The organism is Persicobacter diffluens (genome assembly GCF_036244895.1).
GTDB lineage: Bacteria > Bacteroidota > Bacteroidia > Cytophagales > Cyclobacteriaceae > Persicobacter > Persicobacter diffluens.
The window spans coordinates 576,213-597,462 of sequence record NZ_BQKE01000003.1 but is presented as its reverse complement, the minus strand read 5'-3'; the positions used below and the strand labels follow the sequence as shown (position 1 = coordinate 597,462).

18 protein-coding genes and 1 tRNA gene are annotated in these 21,250 nt (G+C 39.6%); 5 read left to right on the top strand and 14 right to left on the bottom strand.

From position 1 onward, the window contains the following. Positions 1-441 precede the first annotated feature (441 nt). Positions 442-1,401 carry a DNA-processing protein DprA gene (locus AAA970_RS21720; RefSeq protein ID WP_338238974.1) on the bottom strand — a complete coding sequence of 320 codons (960 nt, stop codon included), beginning with the start codon at positions 1,399-1,401 and terminating at the stop codon, positions 442-444. 76 nt (positions 1,402-1,477) lie between these two features. On the opposite strand from AAA970_RS21720, the gene AAA970_RS21715 reads away from it, so the two are divergent. Together AAA970_RS21715 and AAA970_RS21710 are read left to right on the top strand one after the other, a co-directional pair. Then, the gene (locus tag AAA970_RS21715) at positions 1,478-2,359 is read left to right on the top strand and encodes a ChaN family lipoprotein (RefSeq protein WP_338238973.1); all 882 of its coding nucleotides are present in this window, start codon (positions 1,478-1,480) and stop codon (positions 2,357-2,359) included. A gap of 1 nt (position 2,360) precedes the next feature. After that, positions 2,361-2,726 carry a DUF1801 domain-containing protein gene (locus AAA970_RS21710; RefSeq protein ID WP_338238972.1) on the top strand — a complete coding sequence of 122 codons (366 nt, stop codon included), beginning with the start codon at positions 2,361-2,363 and terminating at the stop codon, positions 2,724-2,726. A 283-nt stretch (positions 2,727-3,009) separates the two neighbouring features. Here AAA970_RS21710 and AAA970_RS21705 read toward each other — a convergent pair whose 3' ends face one another. Together AAA970_RS21705 and pncA are read right to left on the bottom strand one after the other, a co-directional pair. Next, complete coding sequence (locus AAA970_RS21705) at positions 3,010-3,660, bottom strand: hypothetical protein (protein WP_338238971.1); 651 nt, start codon at positions 3,658-3,660, stop codon at positions 3,010-3,012. A 66-nt stretch (positions 3,661-3,726) separates the two neighbouring features. Continuing rightward, entirely contained in the window at positions 3,727-4,344 is a 618-nt protein-coding gene (gene pncA / locus AAA970_RS21700; protein ID WP_338238970.1) for a bifunctional nicotinamidase/pyrazinamidase, read from the bottom strand. A gap of 106 nt (positions 4,345-4,450) precedes the next feature. On the opposite strand from pncA, the gene AAA970_RS21695 reads away from it, so the two are divergent. Next, a complete protein-coding gene (locus AAA970_RS21695; protein WP_338238969.1) occupies positions 4,451-6,646 on the top strand; it encodes a patatin-like phospholipase family protein in 2,196 nt (731 codons plus the stop codon). A gap of 453 nt (positions 6,647-7,099) precedes the next feature. Here the strand turns inward: AAA970_RS21695 and AAA970_RS21690 are convergent, their stop codons facing one another. From AAA970_RS21690 to AAA970_RS21660, 7 genes are all read right to left on the bottom strand, one after another. After that, entirely contained in the window at positions 7,100-7,753 is a 654-nt protein-coding gene (locus tag AAA970_RS21690; protein ID WP_338238968.1) for a hypothetical protein, read from the bottom strand. 2 nt (positions 7,754-7,755) lie between these two features. Continuing rightward, a complete protein-coding gene (locus AAA970_RS21685) occupies positions 7,756-8,526 on the bottom strand; it encodes a DUF4136 domain-containing protein (RefSeq protein WP_338238966.1) in 771 nt (256 codons plus the stop codon). A gap of 255 nt (positions 8,527-8,781) precedes the next feature. Continuing rightward, positions 8,782-9,834 carry an IS3 family transposase gene (locus AAA970_RS21680; RefSeq protein ID WP_338237706.1) on the bottom strand — a complete coding sequence of 351 codons (1,053 nt, stop codon included), beginning with the start codon at positions 9,832-9,834 and terminating at the stop codon, positions 8,782-8,784. A gap of 17 nt (positions 9,835-9,851) precedes the next feature. Then, complete coding sequence (locus tag AAA970_RS21675; RefSeq protein WP_053404356.1) at positions 9,852-10,163, bottom strand: transposase; 312 nt, start codon at positions 10,161-10,163, stop codon at positions 9,852-9,854. A 462-nt stretch (positions 10,164-10,625) separates the two neighbouring features. After that, positions 10,626-10,898, bottom strand: a complete 273-nt coding sequence (locus tag AAA970_RS21670) for a hypothetical protein (protein WP_060689086.1) — start codon at positions 10,896-10,898, stop codon at positions 10,626-10,628. Between the two features lie 68 nt (positions 10,899-10,966). Beyond that, positions 10,967-11,257 carry a hypothetical protein gene (locus AAA970_RS21665; RefSeq protein ID WP_060689085.1) on the bottom strand — a complete coding sequence of 97 codons (291 nt, stop codon included), beginning with the start codon at positions 11,255-11,257 and terminating at the stop codon, positions 10,967-10,969. 22 nt (positions 11,258-11,279) lie between these two features. Continuing rightward, positions 11,280-11,948 carry a hypothetical protein gene (locus AAA970_RS21660; RefSeq protein ID WP_338238965.1) on the bottom strand — a complete coding sequence of 223 codons (669 nt, stop codon included), beginning with the start codon at positions 11,946-11,948 and terminating at the stop codon, positions 11,280-11,282. 1,431 nt (positions 11,949-13,379) lie between these two features. Here AAA970_RS21660 and AAA970_RS21655 point away from each other — a divergent pair. Both AAA970_RS21655 and AAA970_RS21650 read left to right on the top strand, forming a co-directional pair. Further along, on the top strand, positions 13,380-13,601 hold the full coding sequence (locus AAA970_RS21655; RefSeq protein WP_338238964.1) for a hypothetical protein: 222 nt from the start codon (positions 13,380-13,382) through the stop codon (positions 13,599-13,601). Between the two features lie 647 nt (positions 13,602-14,248). Then, the gene (locus AAA970_RS21650) at positions 14,249-14,845 is read left to right on the top strand and encodes a hypothetical protein (RefSeq protein WP_338238963.1); all 597 of its coding nucleotides are present in this window, start codon (positions 14,249-14,251) and stop codon (positions 14,843-14,845) included. A 292-nt stretch (positions 14,846-15,137) separates the two neighbouring features. Here the strand turns inward: AAA970_RS21650 and AAA970_RS21645 are convergent. The 4 genes from AAA970_RS21645 to AAA970_RS21630 all read right to left on the bottom strand — a co-directional run bounded on the left by AAA970_RS21645 (position 15,138) and on the right by AAA970_RS21630 (position 20,784). Next, a tRNA-Arg gene (locus AAA970_RS21645) sits at positions 15,138-15,212 on the bottom strand. A 116-nt stretch (positions 15,213-15,328) separates the two neighbouring features. Further along, positions 15,329-19,024 (bottom strand): ATP-binding protein, encoded by a 3,696-nt coding sequence (locus AAA970_RS21640; protein WP_338238962.1) that lies wholly within the window; start codon positions 19,022-19,024, stop codon positions 15,329-15,331. Beyond that, a complete protein-coding gene (locus AAA970_RS21635; protein ID WP_060689077.1) occupies positions 19,002-19,556 on the bottom strand; it encodes a condensin complex protein MksE in 555 nt (184 codons plus the stop codon). Before AAA970_RS21635 ends, AAA970_RS21640 begins: the two co-directional genes overlap by 23 nt. A 10-nt stretch (positions 19,557-19,566) precedes the next feature. Continuing rightward, complete coding sequence (locus AAA970_RS21630) at positions 19,567-20,784, bottom strand: hypothetical protein (protein ID WP_338238961.1); 1,218 nt, start codon at positions 20,782-20,784, stop codon at positions 19,567-19,569. Positions 20,785-21,250 lie beyond the last annotated feature (466 nt).

Genomic DNA, 21,250 nt, shown 5'->3' with positions numbered 1-21,250 from the left:
CATTTTACAGAAACCACCTATGGTATTGTAAAGATCATGCTCGAAGAAAATGAATACTTGTCGGATCCCTCGGTGGAAATAAAAGCGTGTTTAACAGTCAAAATTCGCAGCGAAAATTTGAAGTATTGAAGATGTGATAAAGGATTATTTTGAGAGAATGGCAGCGCTATTGTTAAGAAATTATCCAAAATCGCTTCCGTTAATTCGAATTTGCCGCCGGATGGTGCGCTTTTAACATGCTCTAATTTAGGAAACCCTGATTGACCTGTTTGTCCCCATTGAGCTAGCTCCGAAATGCCTGCTGTATTTATTTTCAATTAACAGGGTGATTCAATTTCCTTCTATAAAAGAATTGTATTCTATCAATTAATAAAAACCAACATAATACCTGGTCGATAAACTAACCCTTCGAAAAACAATAAGCCAAAATTGGTGATCCTCCTAAATCCTTTGCTGGTGACTACTTCGATCAACCTGCTGATGGAATTTTTGAATATCTTCCGCATTCCGCAAAGGAAACCAATGCTTATCTTCCACTAAAAACTTATTCCCCTGAAAAGTAGGAAGAAGCTGGTAACCTTTGGTAAGATAATTCGGATGATCATGGGCAAATATACAGGCCCTCGGCTTGGCAAATTCCTGTGCATATTGAGCAGTATGCATAGTACCGGATTGCAGCTCCGTTTCTATCACAATCACCCCATTACTCATTCCTGCCTGAATCCGATCCCTTTCTTTGAAATACTGCTTTTGAGGAACAGTACCTAAAGGATACTCGGAAAGCAGACAGCCGCCTTCCCTGGCAATTTTTTGAGCCAAAGGCGCATGCTCCGAAGGATAAACATTTAAAAGATCCGTGGGCAAAACGGCCACTGTCGGGGTGCCATATGAAAGGGCCATTCTATGCGCCATCGCATCACAGCCTTTTGCCAGGCCACTTACTATGGTATAATCATAAGCCTGGAGGAGATATTTCCCAATCAGTCGCTCCCCTACCTTCAGTCCGAATTCAGAAGGAGATCGGCTTCCAACAATGGCCATATGATTTCCCAAAAGTGCATCCAGATTACCCCTGGCATACAAAAACTCTGGGCTATCGGGTATTTTTCTTAATTGCGGTGGATAATAGGCATTTTGTTTTTGAATCAAATGTATGCCCGCAGCTTCTGATCGGTCCAGTATTTTATCAGAAAGGTCCAGCGCCTTTTGAATATCTGCCCTGGTAATGGATTTAATTCTACCGTTCTCACTTTTTAACTGGCTGATTAATTGAACATATGCCTGTTCATTAGGAAAATCAACCTCATACCGATCCATATATTGCTTAGCGGAACTAAGGGCTACTTTCCCAACGTTATTACACAAGGAGAGTACAAACAAATGATAATCGAAGTCTAACATTATCTTAATTAGATTGATTATAAATAATCAAAAACTGTATATTGCCAAAAATATTAATCAAGCTTACAAACTTCAAATGAAATTCCAAACATCCCAACGACCATTCATAGGTATTTTATTTTTTATACTTTATACCCTCGCTAATCAGTCCTTTGCGCAGCCTGCGGCCTACCAATGGTTCACCGCCAATGGCAAAAAAACTAACTTCAAAAAAGTACTGAAAGGGAGTGCTTCCGCAAGGGTGATTTTATTTGGAGAATTACATACAGATCCCATCTCACACTGGATGCAAAACCATTTAGCTCAGGGGCTTTATAGTCAAAATAAAAAACTGGATTTGGGTTTGGAGATGCTGGAAACGGACCAACAATTACTCGTGACAGAATATATGCAAGGCTTGATCAGCAAAAAGAATTTCAGTGATCAGGCCAGACTCTGGGGAAACCAGAGCACAGATTACCAACCCATCATGGATTGGGCGAAAGAAAACCATCTGGAAGTAGTGGCTACCAATATCCCGAGAAGATATGCCAATATCGTTTTCAAGCAGGGCCTGGATATACTGGCCTCCTTGCCTGCCCAGAGCCATGCTCTGATTGCTCCCCTGCCTATTCCGGTAGATACCACGCTTAGCCAATATCAAAAAATGCGGGCAATGATGGGAGGCCATGCAGGCGCTAATATCATCTATGCCCAGGCGGTAAAAGACGCCACCATGGCACACAATATTTTTCAGCATGTGCAATCGGATCGTCAATTCTTGCATTTACACGGAAGTTACCATTCCGATTTCCAACAAGGAATCCCCTGGTATTTAAGAAGAATACAGTCGGATCTGGCCATCATTACCATCGCCACAGTATATCAGGAGGAATTGGATCAATTGGAGGATAAACATCTGGGGCAAGCCGACTTTATTTTAGTAGTTCCTGCTGATATGACCCAAACCAATCGATAAAATGGGAAAAGAAGCAGTCCAAATATTTATTTTCAATCTGGAGACTCCTCAACGGGAAATCCTGGAGGAACTACGGTACCAAATCCTTTCCTGCCATCCGGAGATTACCGAAAAAATCGCTTATGGCATTCCCTTCTTCTATTTCAGGGGCCCGCTTTGCTACCTGAATCCTCACAAAAAAGACAGTGGCTGCGATATCGGTTTTTATTGGGGGAAATTTCTACCTGATGCCGCAGGTATATTAGAAGAAAAAAACCGGAAACAAGTCAGAACCATTAACATTAACGATTTTCAAAGCACGCAAAAAAAGGCGGTTGTGGAAACAATTCGCACAGCGATAAAATTCAATTCAGAAAGAAAAAACTAAGCCGAATAATCCATGCTTAAATCCACCTTGAGCTGCAGGGCGAGCAAAATGTAGGAGTAGCCCTATTTGAAGTTTTTTCCAAAGATGAAGACCGTAAAGAGAAATCAGGCTTAGCCCAATTGAGGCTAGTAAAAACCAATGAAAAGCACCTGTTACTAATTGACAATAAGAGGATTGGGCCGGTCTTATGTATTCTGTAGTGAATGATTCGGCTAAAAGCGCACAAAAAAGGCGATCTTTCTAAATCAGATCGCCTTTTTTTATGCTTTACAATAAAACCTACTTATCTACTCAAATCAAAACTCATCCCCACACCTGCCTGATAAAGGTTACCGTTGGTATAATCTCCTAACAAACGCGCCTGTACAGCCGCTCGTTTGCTAACTTTCCAGGAAGCAATCGCGATAAAGTTCGTCCAATCCCAAACTTCCAATCCCCAGTTATACTCCGGCTCTGAGGCCATCACCAGGGTTAAATTTTTTATATTAAAAGGAGCAATAAAAACAAAAGCCCATCCCAGCTGACTTACAGCAGCGCCTCTTTGGAGGACATCTCCGGTTTCTGGATCTGTTTTTACTGCCGTGGTAAAATTGTAACCCGAACCCACTGATGCCGCAAATAATAGATGATCATTGATGGGTAAATACAAATCCAAATACCCTACCAACGCATACTTCAAACCAAAGGACTCCTCCGCACGCAAATTCAAAGGATTATTTTTAAATTTATAGTTTTGCTGCATCCAGAAGCGGTAATTACCATCTCCATTAAACTCAGGAAAGGCATGATACATCATCGTAATCATACTCCAGTCTCCTAGTATTTCAGTTTCAAACTCTTCCTTTTCAAACTTTTCTATTGCGTCCTCCACCGTCTGACCTTTTGCCAAAAAGGGAAGTAAAATTATTACCAACAGTAAAACTTCTTTTTTCATTCCTTTGATTTCAAATTCAATCTTCAAAGGACATTTACCAAAAATTAAACCAAAAGCGTAAACTCATTATATTTTAATCTCGGAAGAAATGGAAATATCAGCCCCTGCAGTGGCCATTTCCGCCAAGGCACGCTCCCCATCTCCGGCATTTAAATTCACCGCACGCACTCCATCAGTCACTACCCTAACCTGATAGCCAAGGGATAAAGCATCCAGCACCGTAAACTTCACACAGTAGTCGGTAGCAAGCCCAAGCACGATTAATTCCTGAATATTTTTTATTTTTAAAAATTCATCCAATTCCGTCTGGTGACGTCGGCCATTGTCGAAAAAACCACTGTAGGAATCCACTTCAACGTCTTTTCCTTTCTGCACCACTATAGCGCGCTTGGCTATTTCTAAATCTTCAAAAAAAGCCGCCCCATGCGTTCCCTGCACACAATGATCCGGCCATAACACTTGTGGCATGCCATTCATAGTTATCATTTCCCCAATCTGCCTGCCTTCATGTTGAGAAGCAAAACTTTTATGGCCTGCAGGATGAAAATCCTGTGTAGCAAATATGGGAAGCCCTTTAGACATCAAATCCCTAACCACAGGTATAATCTCATTGGCTTTAGGAACAGCAAGTGCCCCACCTTCCAGAAAATCATATTGAAGATCTACAATTAATAATGCCCGCATGATAATTTATAATGATGTAACTTAATTTTACCGAATATGTACAATATTACAATAGAGAATGCATAATTTAGTTGATTCAATCATATGGTTCACTTCTGCCCCCTTCATGATAACCCATAATTCACTTAAATACAACGCCATTTTACTTCTTTGTCTGGTTTTACCTCATATTAGCTGGGCACAAACGAAAGAAAGGCCCAAGGTAGGGATTGTACTTTCAGGAGGTGGGGCAAAAGGCTTGGCCCATATCGGTGCCCTGAAGGTAATTGAGGAAATTGGGGTTCCAATAGATTATGTCGCCGGCAATTCCATGGGAAGCATCGTCGGTGCACTTTACGCTATGGGCTACTCTGCAGAAGAATTGGATTCCATTGCCAGACATACCCCCTGGGAAACCATATTGATAGATCAGATTGACCGGGCCAGCTTAAACCTGGAAGAGCGGGATAATTACTATAAGACTTTTTTGAGGTTAGACTTCGACAAAAAGGGCATCCATCTGCCCGGAGGCGTCGTGGAAGGCCATAATGTTACCAATTTATTGAATGAACTCTGTGCTCCGGCATTTAATTCCCCTAACTGGGATGACTTCCCCATTCCCTTTCGCTGCGTAGCCACAGATATTGTTACGGGAGAGGAAGTCATTTTTGATCACGGCTATCTTCCGGATGCTTTGAGAGCTAGTATGTCTATTCCCTCCGTTTTTGCCCCCATTGAAATTGAAGGGCGCTTACTTGTTGATGGGATGATCATTAATAATTATCCGGTAGATGTAGTCCGAAATATGGGTGCCGATATCATTATTGGTCTGGATGTGCATGGAGAACTGGCCCAGCAAAAAGACCTCAATTCCATGTTTGCCGTCCTTAATCAAACCATGTCTTTCTATGGAGAAGAAAATTACCGAAGAAATAAAGAACTCGTTGATCTTAGTATTCGACCGGATCTAAGCGGCTATTCCGCCGGAAGCTTCAGTGAAGTCGACACCCTTACTAAACTTGGGGAACTCGCTGCTCTGGAACACCGGGAAGCACTACAACTATTGGCAGATAGCTTGAATGCAAACCATAAAGCCTCAAAGAAAAAACGCCCTTTCCTGAAATCCAACGAATTAAGGATTTCCAAAGTAGATTATGTGGGCAGCAAGAACATTTCCAAGCGAAGAAAAAAAGAACGAAGCGCGGTACAGGAGGGTGACCCTCTGAACTTTGAAAATTTGAAAGAAACCGTAGACCGCATGTATGCCAGCCGCTTTTTCAAAAGTGTATCTTATGAAATCCTACCTTCCACAGACAGTTCACAAGTGGAAATTGCCTTCCGGGCAAAGGATCGAACACCGGGTAGCCTCGGAATAGGGCTCCATTATGATCCTGATTTCGGCCCCGGTATTTTGTTTCAGGGAAGTTATAACAACCTATTCACCAAGGACAGCCGCATGAATGCCAGTCTGAAAATTTCTAAAAACCTCCGGGTAAATGGAGATTATTGGTGGTATGGCAAAAACCGCATTGACTACTCTCTGGGAGTCGATTTCGATCAAATGAATTTCAACCAGCAGTTTGGCTTTACCGGCTTCAAGACAGAGCTCTACCTGCGTACTTTGACCGTCGACTATATGGCCCACACCAATCTGGGAAAAAGCTGGCTCATTAGTACAGGAATCGCTATGGATTACACCTTCCGAGACAGTGATTTTGAAAAAGAATTGAATTTAAAAGATTCCACTAATGGGTTTTACCTCGGGGCAAGGGTGGCTATTCTACGCGACAACCTGGACAAACCCTATTATCCACATAAAGGAGGGCGTTTCAAGGTCGATAGCCGTTTAGTGAAACATTTCGGCGAGATACCGCTCAACCTATTAATTAACATCAAGGGAACACGAGCTTTTCCCCTCTCCCCCCAATTTACCCTTTTAACCAAAGGAATGCTCCACATTAACTATGCCGACCAGCTGCCTGGCGCTTATTACGCCATTATGGGAGGAAGAGGTAATAATTATAAGCAGCCCGGAGTACATTCCTTTCATGGTTTTAAAATAGCCGAAATTACCGGCCCGAATGCCCTGTTAGGGAGTTTGGCTTTTCAATATGAAGTTTTAAAAGATCATTATTTACAGATGCATATGGATGCCGGAAAAGTGGAGGACAACCGCCGGAACCTCTTTACTTTCCATAATTGGGAATGGGGAGCTGCCCTTACCTACGGATATAATTCCTTCATAGGCCCTATTGAGCTGACCACCTCCTTTAATAGTAAAGATCAATTTTTACTATATCTGAATATTGGCTTTTGGATTTAATTTTCTGGAAAAGAATATTTTTTTTTAGGGGGACTGCTGCCGCCCAGGCGTCAGCACCGGGCTCGCGCGGCTCACCCCATCGGCCTTTTGGGCCGCTGTGGTTCAGACAAGCCCGCTTCATCCCTGCCCCAGGCGGGCGATGGCCCGCAAATATAACCACCTAATAGGCAACTCCTCCTTTTCTGCAAAAAAAAGGCTTCCTATTGGAAACCTTTAAGCCGAATAATTCCTGATTAAATCCTCGTTTGGCTGCTAAGCAGGAAAATGAAGAAATTTTGCCTATTTCGAATTTTTCCAAGAAGCAAACGAATGTGGAAGAGCAAGCCTACCCAAATTGGAGCTATTAAAAATCAAAGAACAAAACCTATAATAAACTGACGATAGAGGCCTTGCGATGGCTTGATGAATTTACCATCGAATCATTCGGCTTAAATAGCCGAACCCACAAATCATTTAATACAAAAATCCAACGCCTAAATGAAAACCCCAGTTTTGCAAATTAGAAATACGACTGGTTTCATAAGTTATAAAATTATATTTCACCTTAGCCGTAAAACCCCAGGTGGCGGAAAGCCCCAAAGGTACATATATACCTGCCTCAGGACTAAAGGTGAAATCCCAGGCCTCATCTCTCACTGCTAGTGAACCAATCTGAGTTTCCAATTCGGAGTACTGGACTCCTAAGCCCAAGCTCACGAAGGGCTCTACCGTCGCTTCCGGTAAAAAGAAATAACTGGCATGCGCCATTAAAGGCAAGGCGTATAGATAATCATATTTACGACCTGTTATCGCTCCGGGAGCAATTAATAATTCATAGGTAGATCGGTTAAATTCCGCATACTGGCCATACCAACCAAAGGAGCCTCCAATAGCAATATTATCATTAATAAAGCCGGCACCTGTAACGGATATGCCACGAAAAGAAGTGCGGGCAATGAATGCCTCCTGATCTCCTGTTGGAACGGTGATTACATAATCCATGGTCCAGAATGAACGCCTCACATTATAATCTCTAACTGCCGAATCTGGTATGGGAGCGTATTCTTGTCCAAAGGCGGTTACTGTAGTAATACACAGTATGATAAAAAGATAGAAGATGGTTTTCATGATTACTGATTTGGAGTGATTAAATAAGGAGACTGTACAAAAGACTGCTCAATCCCACCAAACAAACGATCTCTGTTCACATTATCACTACCGGAAACAATTCCATCCACCAAAGCCTGCCATCTGAAAAGTAAGGGGGGCACATCCTCCGGATCTAAATCTTCCGGATCAATATCGGGGTTTTCTTCCAGCCAATCCCGATAATCTTTTAAAGACTGTCCATCCACCACCTCAGTCAATAAGGTGCCCGTTTGATAAGAATAGGAATAAATATAGGATGGGTACCAAGGATAATAACCGCCCCAATAGCCTCCACCCCAACCAGGATAATACCACCCCCAATAACCAGGATATCCCGGACCCCACCACCAGCCAGGCACACCACCAATCACCTGATTATTCAGTGCTAGAAATACCAAATTCACTGCGAAAGACTCACTGGCATTTTCCATAATAAAGGTGGAATCCTTTTCCTCGTATCCAAGAGCCAAAAACTCCTGACGGGTAGCATCGATAATATCCTCAGAATACTCCTTAATAAATTCATCCCGCTTATCATCATCATCTTTAGAGCCCACATATTCCACAGTATCCCTCAAAATAAAATAGCGATACTGCGCATTTGGTTTACCATCAACATAAAACTCCTCATCATAATAGGTAATGGTAAGATCCAAATCATCGATAAATTGCGGCCCCCGATCTGGATAACAGGCTGCCAACAATAAAAGGCTTAATAGTATAAGCCTAAAGGGGGAAAAATTGATTTTCATCTTAATTGGTGATAGGTGAACGATTAGGTAATGCTAATTTTGGTTCAACACAAAACAGATTAGGCCATTCGCCGAATAAAACCCATTCTGGTTAAACTTACTGATTACTTCTCCATTATGTGCATTCATCTGCTGGTAGAAATAATTTGCCGCCTCTGGTTTAGCCCCCATATTTTCGGACTTTTTTGATTTTGCCTCTTGTGAGGTCTATTTTTCCATTATAAGTTTGTGTTAGCAAAGAACGATCGACGGCGATTAATTTACCGAAGGTTGTAATGAATTTGGAGTGTTGGGCCCATTCACATCCTCATTCAAATATCCCTCCCCATTTAGGGTCGGTATATTTGAGCAAAGAACTTCTCTCTGACTCATAATCCCCGAAAGTTGACTATGGGGTACTGTAAGTCTAAATTTCACCTTTCGCTCGTTTATTACTGTGCGTTCAATCAAATCATATTCCCACGCCTTCCAAAACAAATTGGGACTAAGATGAGCTATTGACCCATGTAATCTAACATTGTTATATTTTTCATAAAACACTTCTAACCTTTCTCTTAATTCCTCTAAGTTCCAAAATGGCGCTTGTCCCAAGCCCTTCTTAAGAATGCTATGAAAGCTTTCAATATGGCCATTCTCCTGGGGCGTATAAGGATGTGTAAAGGTTTGATGAATACTATTTTCCCTTAAAAATTCTTGAACGCTTTTAGCGCTAAATTGAGATCCATTATCATTCCTTAATTCAACATGAAGATCCTGTTTCAATAAGTCATTTGGTTGCAAATAATTATCTATTACCCTTTCCCAGGCTTTAATGACCATTTTTTGATCCATTTGATAGCCAACCGACCAATCTAATATTACTCTTGTAAATGTATCAATAATGCTTAATATATAAGCATGACGCCTATGCTCTGTTACCCAAACCATTTTAATATCCATTTCTAAAACCTGCAATGGGCGTTCTGGGCATACACAGCGATATTTGACGTAATTTTTATCACTAACCTTCCTTTTTTCCTGAAGTAAATCTGCGTCCTTCATCAAACGGAAAACCTTTTTATGATTAATATTATATCCTTCAAGCTTCAATTGACTGGTCATCATACGATAGCCATAATTAGTGATTGGATCTTCTTTTAAGCGCTTAATTTGCCCTATTACATCCTCATTGGGTACTACCGAATGCCCCTTTTGAGTTGTAGTAGTGGCTTTTCTGCCTATATGTTTACGATCTTTAATAGGCTGGTAATAGTATTTGTGTTTTGTTATTTGGGCAATCAAAATAGCTTTATCTCGTTTTAGCCCCAGACCAGTGTATTTTCGTGCTATTTCCGCCCTTTCGTCTGAGGATATTTCTTTTTTAGCAGCTCATCCTTCATTTTGGATTCAAGCTCCTTTTCAGCGATGATTTCCTTTAATAGGGCATTCTCTTTCTCAAGACGCTTTATCTCCTTTAATTGAGGTATAGTCATCCCGCGAGTGAAACCTGCCTCTCCCATGGTTTCATATTTTTTCACCCAATTTTTATAGGTGGCTGGATAAACTCCATACTTACTTAGAGTTTCTTCTACTCCTCTTTCCTCGCATTCTTTTAGAATAGCTAGCTTCTCTTCCTTGGTTCGTGTTACTCTTTTCATCGGATTTCAAATATTGTAAAAAAAAAATTAAGTCCGACTATTTATGGGGCGGAATCACCTCCTCATGTTCAAACAAGACAAGAACCTCCAGACCATCTGTTAGCGATACGTCAACAAGCCTTCTGTGATCGGAATGATACTCTAAAGATATTTGAGCTTTATACCCTTGAAGTGTAATTTCTTTTCTCATCATTGAATCATTTGATCTTCAATAATATTAAAAGGAAATTTGAAAACAATGTTACCTTTTTGGCAAAATTAATTAAAATCACGCACCCCACCTCCTAAGATTAAATGTAGGTTAACGGGATAAAATAGATTGTTTATATTATTATTCCAATTCCTAATTAAATAAAAAAAGGAAGATCATGCGATCTTCCTTTTAAATTATCCTGGCTTAACAATTTTATTTTCAGAATAATAGCCTTACCATTCCAAAAACAAAAATGAAAAAAAATTGGCTTATTTCATCAAGGCGATCAATTCGCCGTAAAAACCATCGATTTTTTCAACTGTTTCGGTACGAATACCGGTGTAATATTTTTTCTTACTTCCCTCAATATTTTTAGCGTTCACCTCATCAATTTTTTCCTGCTCCAAGTTCACCGCCTTTTCTACCAGGGATTCTACTTCAGCTTCATTTTTCTCTTCGATCAACAAATATAGCAATGCGTCACCTACAAACTCATTAGTTAAATAGTGTACTACTTTCTTTAAGTCTCTTTTACTTGCCATTTTTATTCAGATTTTGATTTGGCACAATATCATCAAAAAAAAAGAAATCCCTAGGGATTTCTAATTTATTACCTAAAATGATTTTTAAGCCATTCATTATTTTTGTCCAGTGTATCCATTTCTTTCTCCAATTCACTGGTGATCTGTTCTAGCTCCAATTTTTGCTTAATTTGGTTTAAGTCCTTTTGTAGGGAGTAATACCTTCGGTGTAAATCAATTAATTGATCCATCACTTCCTCTGAAATCCCATGGTGTTCCAATTGATCTATCAGGCGCTCATGGGCCACTTTTAATTTTTCAGATACTTGCTGTAATTCTTTTAGACGATCGAATAGCATGGCTTTTTTAATAAAAACCATACATCAACCCCATTGTTTTTAGCTATTTTGAAAACAATGCTGATAAATCCACCTGCTTACAAAAAGAAAACAGGGCAGGTGATATTAAAGTATGATTAATAACACCCTCTGACAATAAACTGGATTGCCAGAATATTTGCTTTTCTCCCTGATGATCTAGGCATACTACTACTTTATAAGGAGTAGATGATCTACCAGTCATCCAGGCATATTCGCCATTCAATACCTTGGCATCTTCAAACTTTAGTACGCTTCTAATCCCCCGAAATATTTCCAGATCATTCGTTGCGAACTGTTCACAAAACTGCACAAAGCCGATCGTATTGGCATCTTCATGCAAATCATTGATTTTATAATATTGCCTTTGGGCCGCTTTTACCGTTTCCTCGACCTCAATGGTGATCGTACCAAACTCTTCATTAGCTAACCACATCGTTTTGCTGACCATACGCTCCACGGTCCACATTTTTAGCAGGTCTTCTAAATGATCATCTATGGCTGGCATTCCCTCAAAGGCCACCGGACATACGAGTACATTTAATTTGGAGTCCAAATAAAGCATTCCTCTGCCTTCAGAAACGTATCCCAGCGAATGAAAACGAGAACCATCTTCAAATAAATGATCCTGCTGTTTATGGCCTAATTGCTCCTGAAGATCCTCAACGGAAGTATTATGTTCAATAATTTCCATTATATTTTATTGCATAATTTGAATTCAAAATGCCAAATTAAATTGGCATAATTAAATTTTTGCGCATTTTATACTATACCATCAAATGTAAGAAATTCTTCATTTCATCAACTTTTATCCAAAAATGCAAGCTTAAATACTAATTTACTTAAGGCGATTAACACAAATTTGGGCCACGGAAATATCCCATATATTACACCCTATTCTCTAAATCGGTTTTTTTGGCAATAAAACGTAAAATTAAATCGCCATATTTTTAGAGCGTAAAATCTGTTATTGAGGTATACTTTAAATTTTCAGTACACTGAAACCAGAGGTATGTTTTCCGTACTATTTATCGATTTACTCTTTAAAAGTCTATACAATTTAACCTCTCCCCCCAGCATATTTTGCAATGATCTTCAGACGCCATTAAAAAAATTTTAAAATATAGCGCTCACTGCCTCCTTTCTCGAAGAACAATTGGAAAAAGAAAAGCTAAGGCATTAAGACCTGAAAATTGATGCATAAACTATTTAAATCCTCTTTGTCTGACGATAAGATTACTCAGGCTCGTACGCTGTAGGAGAGCTTCCCAAAGAAAATATTATCGATAATACCAATGAAAAATATATTTGAAAACCTAGCTTTCAAAAGGTAGCAAACAATTATAATCGTTTTATTTTCAGTTATTTATAAGATTAATTCGGAATACAAGAATAAATACTTCTCTCCTTATCCGAAACAAATAATAGGTCATTCCCAAAAATTACTTAGACACTTCTCAAGAAAGAAAACAATTTAGCCATCAGCCGATCAAAATATCAGATCGGATAGCTTAAGGTATTCGGGGAAATTAGGAGTTAAAGAAATCGTAAAAAGTCAGGGCAAAAAGAATCCTTTGGAGGAGAAATGCTAAGTTTATTGAAGAATCACCCTTAAAAGACATGCTTTAACCCGGATTATCCATGCTTTAATCCTCGTTTAGCTGTAAGGCGGAAAAAATGATGGAATAGTTTACTATTTCGAATTTTTTCCAACTAAACAGATGAATGAGGAGAAAGCAAGCCTGCCCAAATTTGGGCTAATATAAATCAAAGAAAATAAATTGTAATGAACTGAAATTAAATTACTTGCAATCAGTTAATAAATATTGCGGTGAACAATTCGGGTTAACCGAAACCTAAAAGCCACTTGGGCACTCCCAAAAAAGAAATCCTAATTCACTATGAATCTGCGAAAGCACAATTGAGATAGAGCGCAAAACAACCGATAAATCCCTCTACATCAATCCTTTCCACACCCCAAAGAAATAAGTATTTCAATAATGATCGAAATCACAAAAACTAAAAACCTTATTTTTGTAAAATAATCAAAATAAAAACATTGATAATAAATTATTTTTTACTTCTTTTAAGGTATATATAAAATACTTTTACAAGGAGACTGATAATGCAATTAATAATTGCCGAAAAATTCATACGGGAGGTAAACCCAGATTTGAATATTCAAAAGGTGGAGAATCATCCTGTTTTTGAAGATTCTGCTTTGGTAACGGCATCTTCCTCCACAGGAGAGTCCTTGTTCATCCGAATTGCCTTCATTAATGAAACAGTTGCACTCATGTTAAAGAATCATCAGATTAAGGCTAAACCCATTGCACTATATCAATAATGCAAAGAAGACTTAAAAATCTAAAATCCGTGATGAATTTTGAAATATGGCAAAACTAACGGAAGGCAATTACCGAGTCTTCCTTACCTTATCTTAATATAAATCAATTCAACACTCCATGAATTTTGTGGTATTGTGAAAAAATGAAGGCACGTATTTTTACCTCTAAACACCAACGTACCAAGTCACCACCAGGAGCAACGAATCTCTCCTGTACCAAACATTCCATAAAATTTAGGGCTTTAACAAAACATAGAGGGAATTCATGATAGGAAATTTGTAGGAATGATACCTTTCCGTGGTCGTTTTAATTTTATCAATATAAGCTGGTATTTGGGGTACAATAAAAGACGCTCAATATATTCAGATGCAAATGACAATTTTGGTCTTCACGTGCCAATTACAAATATGAAAAAAGTCCAAAAGTAGGGGGGCTAAACCAAAGGCAAACTCTATTTATCAAAATCCACCCAAAATTCAGAGAGTAAATCATATATAATTTAATATAAATTTGCACAATACTCATAAGAAGCACTATGATCATAAAAAACAATCCGTTGTGTTCAGGTAAAAAATAAAGCGCCAGCCCTACCTTGCTGCTACAAATTAAAACATAATTAAATACTCATTTCTTTCTGATAACAGTAATGAAAATTAACACAAAGGTACTTTGCTTAATCATTTTAATATGTGCCACCAGCCTGACCGGAATTTGCCAAAACCACGGCCACAACTTGGCGAAAAAACTTAACCAAGCCCAAACAGAGCATGATTTTAAAAGACATATGATCAATTTTTATACAGGTTTCACCCATATTCCCTCCAAGCATTATTCGCATGTCCATGCGGAGGGGCTTTCAAATACAGGAAACTGGGTGCCTACCGTTGGATTAGACTATTTTTATAAACTGACCCACAGATTCAGTGTAGGAATAATGGCCGATATGGAAATTGACCAATATGAAATAGTCACCAAAGGACAAGAGGAAATCATAAGGGAAAATGTCATGATTATAGCATTGGTTGCCAAATTCGAAATCGTAAAAGGTCTAAATATATTAGCTGGACCAGGATACGAACGTATGTTTTCCACCGAAGGGGAAGACTTTTGTGTCTTAAAGGCCGGAGTTGAATACGAAATTGAATTTGGCGATAATTTTCAATTTGCCCCTTCCCTAGTATTTGATTATAAGGATGTTTATCAAACTGTATCTTATGGATTTAGTATAGGAAAAAAATTCTAATTACATCCATACACTTAAACAATAAATAAAAATAGCCCTTTTTCGTCTAAATCAAAAGGGGCTATAAAAGCCTGTCAGAGTTTTTGGTCAATTTGATATCAGCTGAATGGTAAGGATATTATCAATGAATGCTCCCAATTAATTACCCAGAAAATTACAATTACAAAGGAGCCTGCCCTTAAAACAAAACAAAAAAGTGATCTAATTGGCTCATCTTAACAAAAAAGTAACAGGGTCTAATTAAAAAATATCCCCCTATGAAACTATTGTCTTTACCCTCCCTAAATTCAATTGGTCGCCCCACCAGGACTCGAACCTGGATCTAAAGTTTAGGAAACTTCTATTCTATCCCTTGAACTATGGGGCGATATATTAATACAATAATACTATATTTTAGATGAAATATAATAACAAAAGGAAATAAAAAAATCTCTTACGGGCTATAAAAAACAAAAAAGGGAGCACGATGTCTCCCTTTTGGTTTTATGCAGAAATTTCTTCCTCCTGTATTTTTTCTTCTCCGATGAGCTCAATCACCTGAATGACATCTTCTTCCCGATGAACCTTATAAACGTGTTGATAGATTAGCGGGTCATTTTCATTCGGTGAGCCAAAAATCAGCCGAATGTTTTTATCATTGGTAAATCGAATCAGCTCTCTCAGGTAACGGTCAGATAACTTACCCACCTCATCAATCATACAGTGAATCAGGTAACGATCATCGGCGCGGAAAGCATTTTGCTTAAATACATTCAGCAGGGTAATATAAATCATCGCTTTCACCATCACGTCGGTTCCCTCAGATCCAACATTGGACAGACGCTCTACCCAACCGGTATCATTATTATTTTCCAGAACACGAAACCAAAGATCAAAAGTATCATGGATGGAGATCACCTTTTTGGTGGATTCATCAATGGCATTTTTAAGCTTGGTTAATAAACGAATAGATTCCTGAGAAACATTATTCGACAAACCCTTTTTGAAAATGCCGCTTTGCGCACCAAACTGATGGTCTTCACTCATCTTTTTAATCTTCCGCATCAGTTGAATTACACCAGCATTTTTCTCGCGGAAGTCCAGCTGAATACTTTTCACCACCCCAACGAAATTGGAGGACTCAAAATCGGCATTGATTTGTCGAATGACAGAGCTAATTTCTGTAGAGTGCGTACTGAAATCTTTTACCTCACGAGCGATATCGGTAATGGTATCCGCATGTAATTTCTCTAATTGTTTTTGCGCCAATTCTACCATATTGTTTTTTACAAATGGCTCCAAATGGTATTGCACAAAGTCACTATAATCCTGATCTCTTTCCATCTTTTTTGGAAAGTTCAGGAAATTATTAATGGAGAAATTACCAATAAACTTATTAATCGTCCTTTGCAATTGGGAGGTCTCCATAGTCAGTCTGCTAAAATGACTGTTCATCAAATGAATCCCCTCCTTCAGGTCGATTCCTTCCTCGGCGGTACCGCCCGGGTTTTCGATTTGCTGTTGGTATAGCTTATACACCGAATGCTCTCCGGACTTGAAATATTCAAAATCCTGAGACAATAAATTATCCAACTCCTTCTTGAGCTGTCGCTGTTGCCCCATTGCCAGTTGACGATCCTTCAGATCCCTTCGGTAACCGGCCTCCTGAAGACGAAATTGCTCATTAAGTTCCAGCAACCTTTCCTGTAAGGATTGGTATTTATCCTTATTCTCAGCCTCAGCATCAAAGTATTTTTCTTTGGAAAACTTGTAGCGATTTACTAAATCAATTGCATTATCATCCAGGGCCTTCAATTGGTCCTCAATTCCCTGCAATTGTTCTTCCAAATCACGTACCCTGCCTGGATCCATGCCCTTACCGGACATTTGATCTTCCCGGTCTTGCAACATTTGCAGGCGTTCCTTCTCCCACTCTTCACGCGCCATTGCAGCCCTTTTTTGAATTTCTGTCAAGGCGGCTTCTTTCTCCACCAACTGTGCCTCCCACTTTACTTTGAACTTCTGTTCAACAATACGGGTCTCATCAGTCAATTGAATGCGAAAATGCTGCTTTTGTTCTTCGGTAACCTTTAACTGTTGGTTCACCTCATCAATTTCTAAATGAAATTCATGAAGGTTTTCCTGATGTTGATTTTGCTCTTTTTCCTTTAACTCTTCCAGCTGAATACGGAGACCTTTAGCCTCAGTCTCACACTTATCGCGATCATAAGCCAGTTGCTCTAATCTAGACTGGAATTTTTTGACCGGACGTGAAATCTGATGCTGTAGATCAGCCATACCAGTCTCAAAAACCGAATGCAATTGGTTTTGTCTTGGCTTGATCTGCTCCAACTGCTTTTGAAGCCCTTTCAACTTTAATTGCAGGCGCTCCAAAGAATGCTTAGTCTCGGGCAAATGATCTAATTTCACGGAAAGCCCATAGAAATCAGTGCTATCTGTTTCCACCTTTGGGGACAAATCCTTGGCAAAAAGCAAATCATCACGAATCAGCTTACCAATATTTTGTTCCCAGCCTGGCAAAGCATCCTGCAAAAACTCTAAAAGCGAACCGGTATAAGATTCTATCTGGCTTTCCAATTGCTGGATATCCTCTTCCAATTGTGCCTGCTCCTGCTCCAGTTTCTTTTGATCCGATTTCAAAGAAGATTCCAAATGCCCCAAGCGCAATTCATACATCTCCTTCTTTGCCCGAATTTCCTGTTTCAGCAAATCCTCCTCATGCAACCAGCTTTGATTCTGCTGTTCCAAATCCGCCAATTTATGCTCAAGCTTCTTCCGGGCTTCGGATTTTTGAGGGCGTTTCTCCGCCTCTCGTAATCGGGCTTGTAAATCTGCCTGTTTGGATTTGTAGCGATTCAGCTGATCTTCCAAAGGAGCCACCTTAGACTGATAAGCCTCTGCAAGACGGTCTTTCTCCTCTGCTAATAATTCCTGCTCCTGACTTTTTTTATTAGAGAATTGCTCCTCAATCTGGTGCTTTTCCTCATTCAAGCCATTATCAAAGGCCATTTTGTCATTTTCCAGGCGAGCCAGCTTACTTTCATAAAAAACGGATACATCCGAAACCTGACGATTCGCATCCTCCAGTTCTCTTCTCAAACGCTGGTGCTTTTTCTCTAGTACCGGCTTATCCTTCACCTTGGCCAGAATTTGCTCGATATCCTTGTCAGCAAAGAACGCATGTAACTTTTCAGTCTCCTTCAGTTCATTTTTCAGAATGGCAATGGAGGACTTCAGCTCCGAGCTTTCCTGCTCAAAGTTGGATTGCAAATCAGCCACCTTTTGCTCCTCGGCCAATACCTCCTGCTCCATGACCATCAACTGTTCATCGATGGTATTCAGCCGGTCATTTATCCGATTAACTTCATGTCCTAATTTATTCGCATTCTGATTTAAAGAAAACTTCAACTCCTCTAAACCTCCATATTGCTCGATGATCGAAAGCGCAACCTCCTCCTGGGCCTGATAAGTTTCTAAATCTTTTAAATCATTACGAAACCTGGCCAACTGCCGCTCAATCACCGTCAGGTCAAGCGGCTTCACGGACTCATAAAATACCGCATCAATGATTGATTTCTTTATATAATTGGAATCCAGACGGGAAGAGCGGAAAATATTGGAAATAGCCAGCGGAATATTATTCGTCTTACGTTTAGCCAGCCCGGCATTTACGCGAAAAAGCGCAAATCGTCTCCAGACTTTTTCTGCTGCTGCACCATATAAAATCTGGCGCAGATGCCCTAAACGAGTAATTTCTTCTGGCAATATATTGACCCCGGTATCCTGGATTTTCTCCCAAACCTCTTGTTGCTCATTGGCCTGGTAGTTGGTAATGAACCAATCACGCTGGTAAGCCCCTTCCACAAAACGAACGTGCAGTCTTCCGTTTTTCTTATACAAAACCAAACAGTAGGGCCCAGCCTCATGATTCACCTCATAAATGATATAAGAATCCGAAGAAGTGAAATAATAATCCGAAAAGGCCTGTTGATCTTCACGAATTCCTAAATCTCTTTTTCGATCTGATGGATTATAAAAGAATAGAATAGCGCGCAGCACTGTGGTCTTTCCAAAACCATTAGAACCCACAAAGTGAATATTCCCATCCAAGGCAACCTCACTATACGCCACCGCAGCGCTATTGATAAATACCAGTTTATTTAGTTGCCTCCTCTTCATCGATATCAATCAGTTTGATTAGTTCCATTAAATAATTATAGGAAGACAGCACTTTATAATCCTCCCGCTCATCATCTTCACACTCAAAAAAGCCCCGATCCGTCATCAGCTTCACCACTCGTCTCACTTTATCGTAAAAGTTAGCTCCCTCCGGCGCAATGACCTTCAATTGATCACTTAAGTTGGTATCCACTTTACACTTTTGCTCCACTTCGGATATGGCAAAGCGGTAGCCTTCTCCAAATCCCTGAAAATAATCCGCAAAAAAGGCCAGAATATCAATAAACTTATAAAAGCGTTCCAACTTCTCTTCCAGGCTATACTTTTGTTCTACTCTGCTGAAATAGAAATAATTATTGCCGGCCTGTAATTGATAACCCAAAGCCTCAAAATATTGCTCAAAGTCCTCAAAATGCTCCTCTACTTTATTATAGATTTTTCGGAATTCCATCTTTGAGCTATTGGCGCTTAGAAAGCCTCCTTTACTCAAAAGATCAAAAACCGGAGCGATATATGGTTTTATTGTTTCCATTTTTCTCTTTTTATTTCCCCTGAAGTGCTTTTGATTTTGGATTAAATGGCAAAATCACCCCATAACGAATTTGCTGGTGCACATTCGTCATGCCGGTGAAATGCATCTGATCTTCATACATTAAAGCCAATTTACAGAAAACCTTTACCCGCTCCTGTAAGTCCACCTCCCGCTCAAAGGTATAGTCCACCACAAAATTGAAAAGGTCCTGCTCCCCTTCAAAGAAAGCCTGTTTGATTTTGGGATAGTTGATCCGCATTTCCTTAACTGCCGCAGTATCCAGTGCTTTTTTTGCAATAACACCAGCTCTGGAAGCATTCTGGCGTGCCCTATGACGCAATTTATTGGCAATTTTACTTACCAATGCCCCTCCGTCATCGGACCTCAGATAATCCAAAGAGGGCGGAGTTGATACAAATGGGCGCGGCGCAAAGAACAAACTTATTTGTTCATTGACCAACTGTTCCACATTCGTACGCTTCTCGAGCTCAAACAAATCCTTGAGCCTTTTAACTTCCTGTAGCTTCCGGTGAATAGCATGTTGCTCTTCAATGCGGTTCAGATATCCCACAATTTCCTGAGAAAGCTCTCGCAAATTCACTTTTGCTTCCCGCAAAAAATCATAACGTAATTCTATCGCCAAACGATTGAGCATTTCATCATTCGCCTCCTGGAAAAAAGTCCGATTTTCCAATAACTCCTCAATCGCACCAATCAGCGTACGTAGTTTTTTGGCCTTTTCGTTATGATCGTGAATCTTAATTTCCTTCACTTTAGGGTTCACCTCCGTCTTATAATCCATCTGGACCTGCTTGCCCAAATCGATTACATTCCGTTTCACCACCCGCCCGAGGCTGCTCATGGATTTTTTGACCTTATGCAAAAAGGCTTCTTTTCGTTTCCACAGTTGCTCTTCCTGAAAAAGGCGAATATTCAGTTCAATGGCACCTATGCGTTCGTCAATTTCATAATTCTGAATATCTTCATTCACCTCCATGAATCGCTCCAAAAAGGAAAGGATGCGATCATCCAGCAATACCCAGTCATCCTGACGAACCAAAATCTGTTTGGCAACCAATCGTTGCAGGAAACGCTCATCTCCTCCGACCAATTCGACCAAAAAATCGAATCGTGCTTGTTTCTGAAGGAAGAGGTGATTGATCACTTGTCGCTCCCTTTTCCCTCCAATATCCCGTAATAATTGATCTGCAGATTGAAATACTGGCACTTTATACTTTTAAATTTCCTGTCAAAATTATACTCAATACTAACAAATCTAAGCCAAAAATTTAGCCTGCACAATTTCGACCGATCTATTTTTACGACCGGAAAATGATCATTAAACCAAATAAACAATCAAAAATAAAATACGATAGGGAAAGTGATGGCTTGAGAGAAGACAAATAAGAAGGCCTTGTTGAGTGAAATGCCAAATTACCCGCTTATAACAGTTAAAAACTGAAAAAAGATATAAAAAACAAGCCTATTATCTTTTTCAAAAATAAGAAATACCTGAAACAAAATTACCGAACACACTCATTTCCAAACCTTCACCAAAACTTGCTATAGTAATCGGAAATCCCTAAAAGGAGAGGTTTGGTATGCTCCAGACACCTTTTCTTAACAAAATGCCCAAAAAGACGACCCACAACAGGAAAAACAGAATGCCTTTGAAAAATTCTGAAAGAGATTTT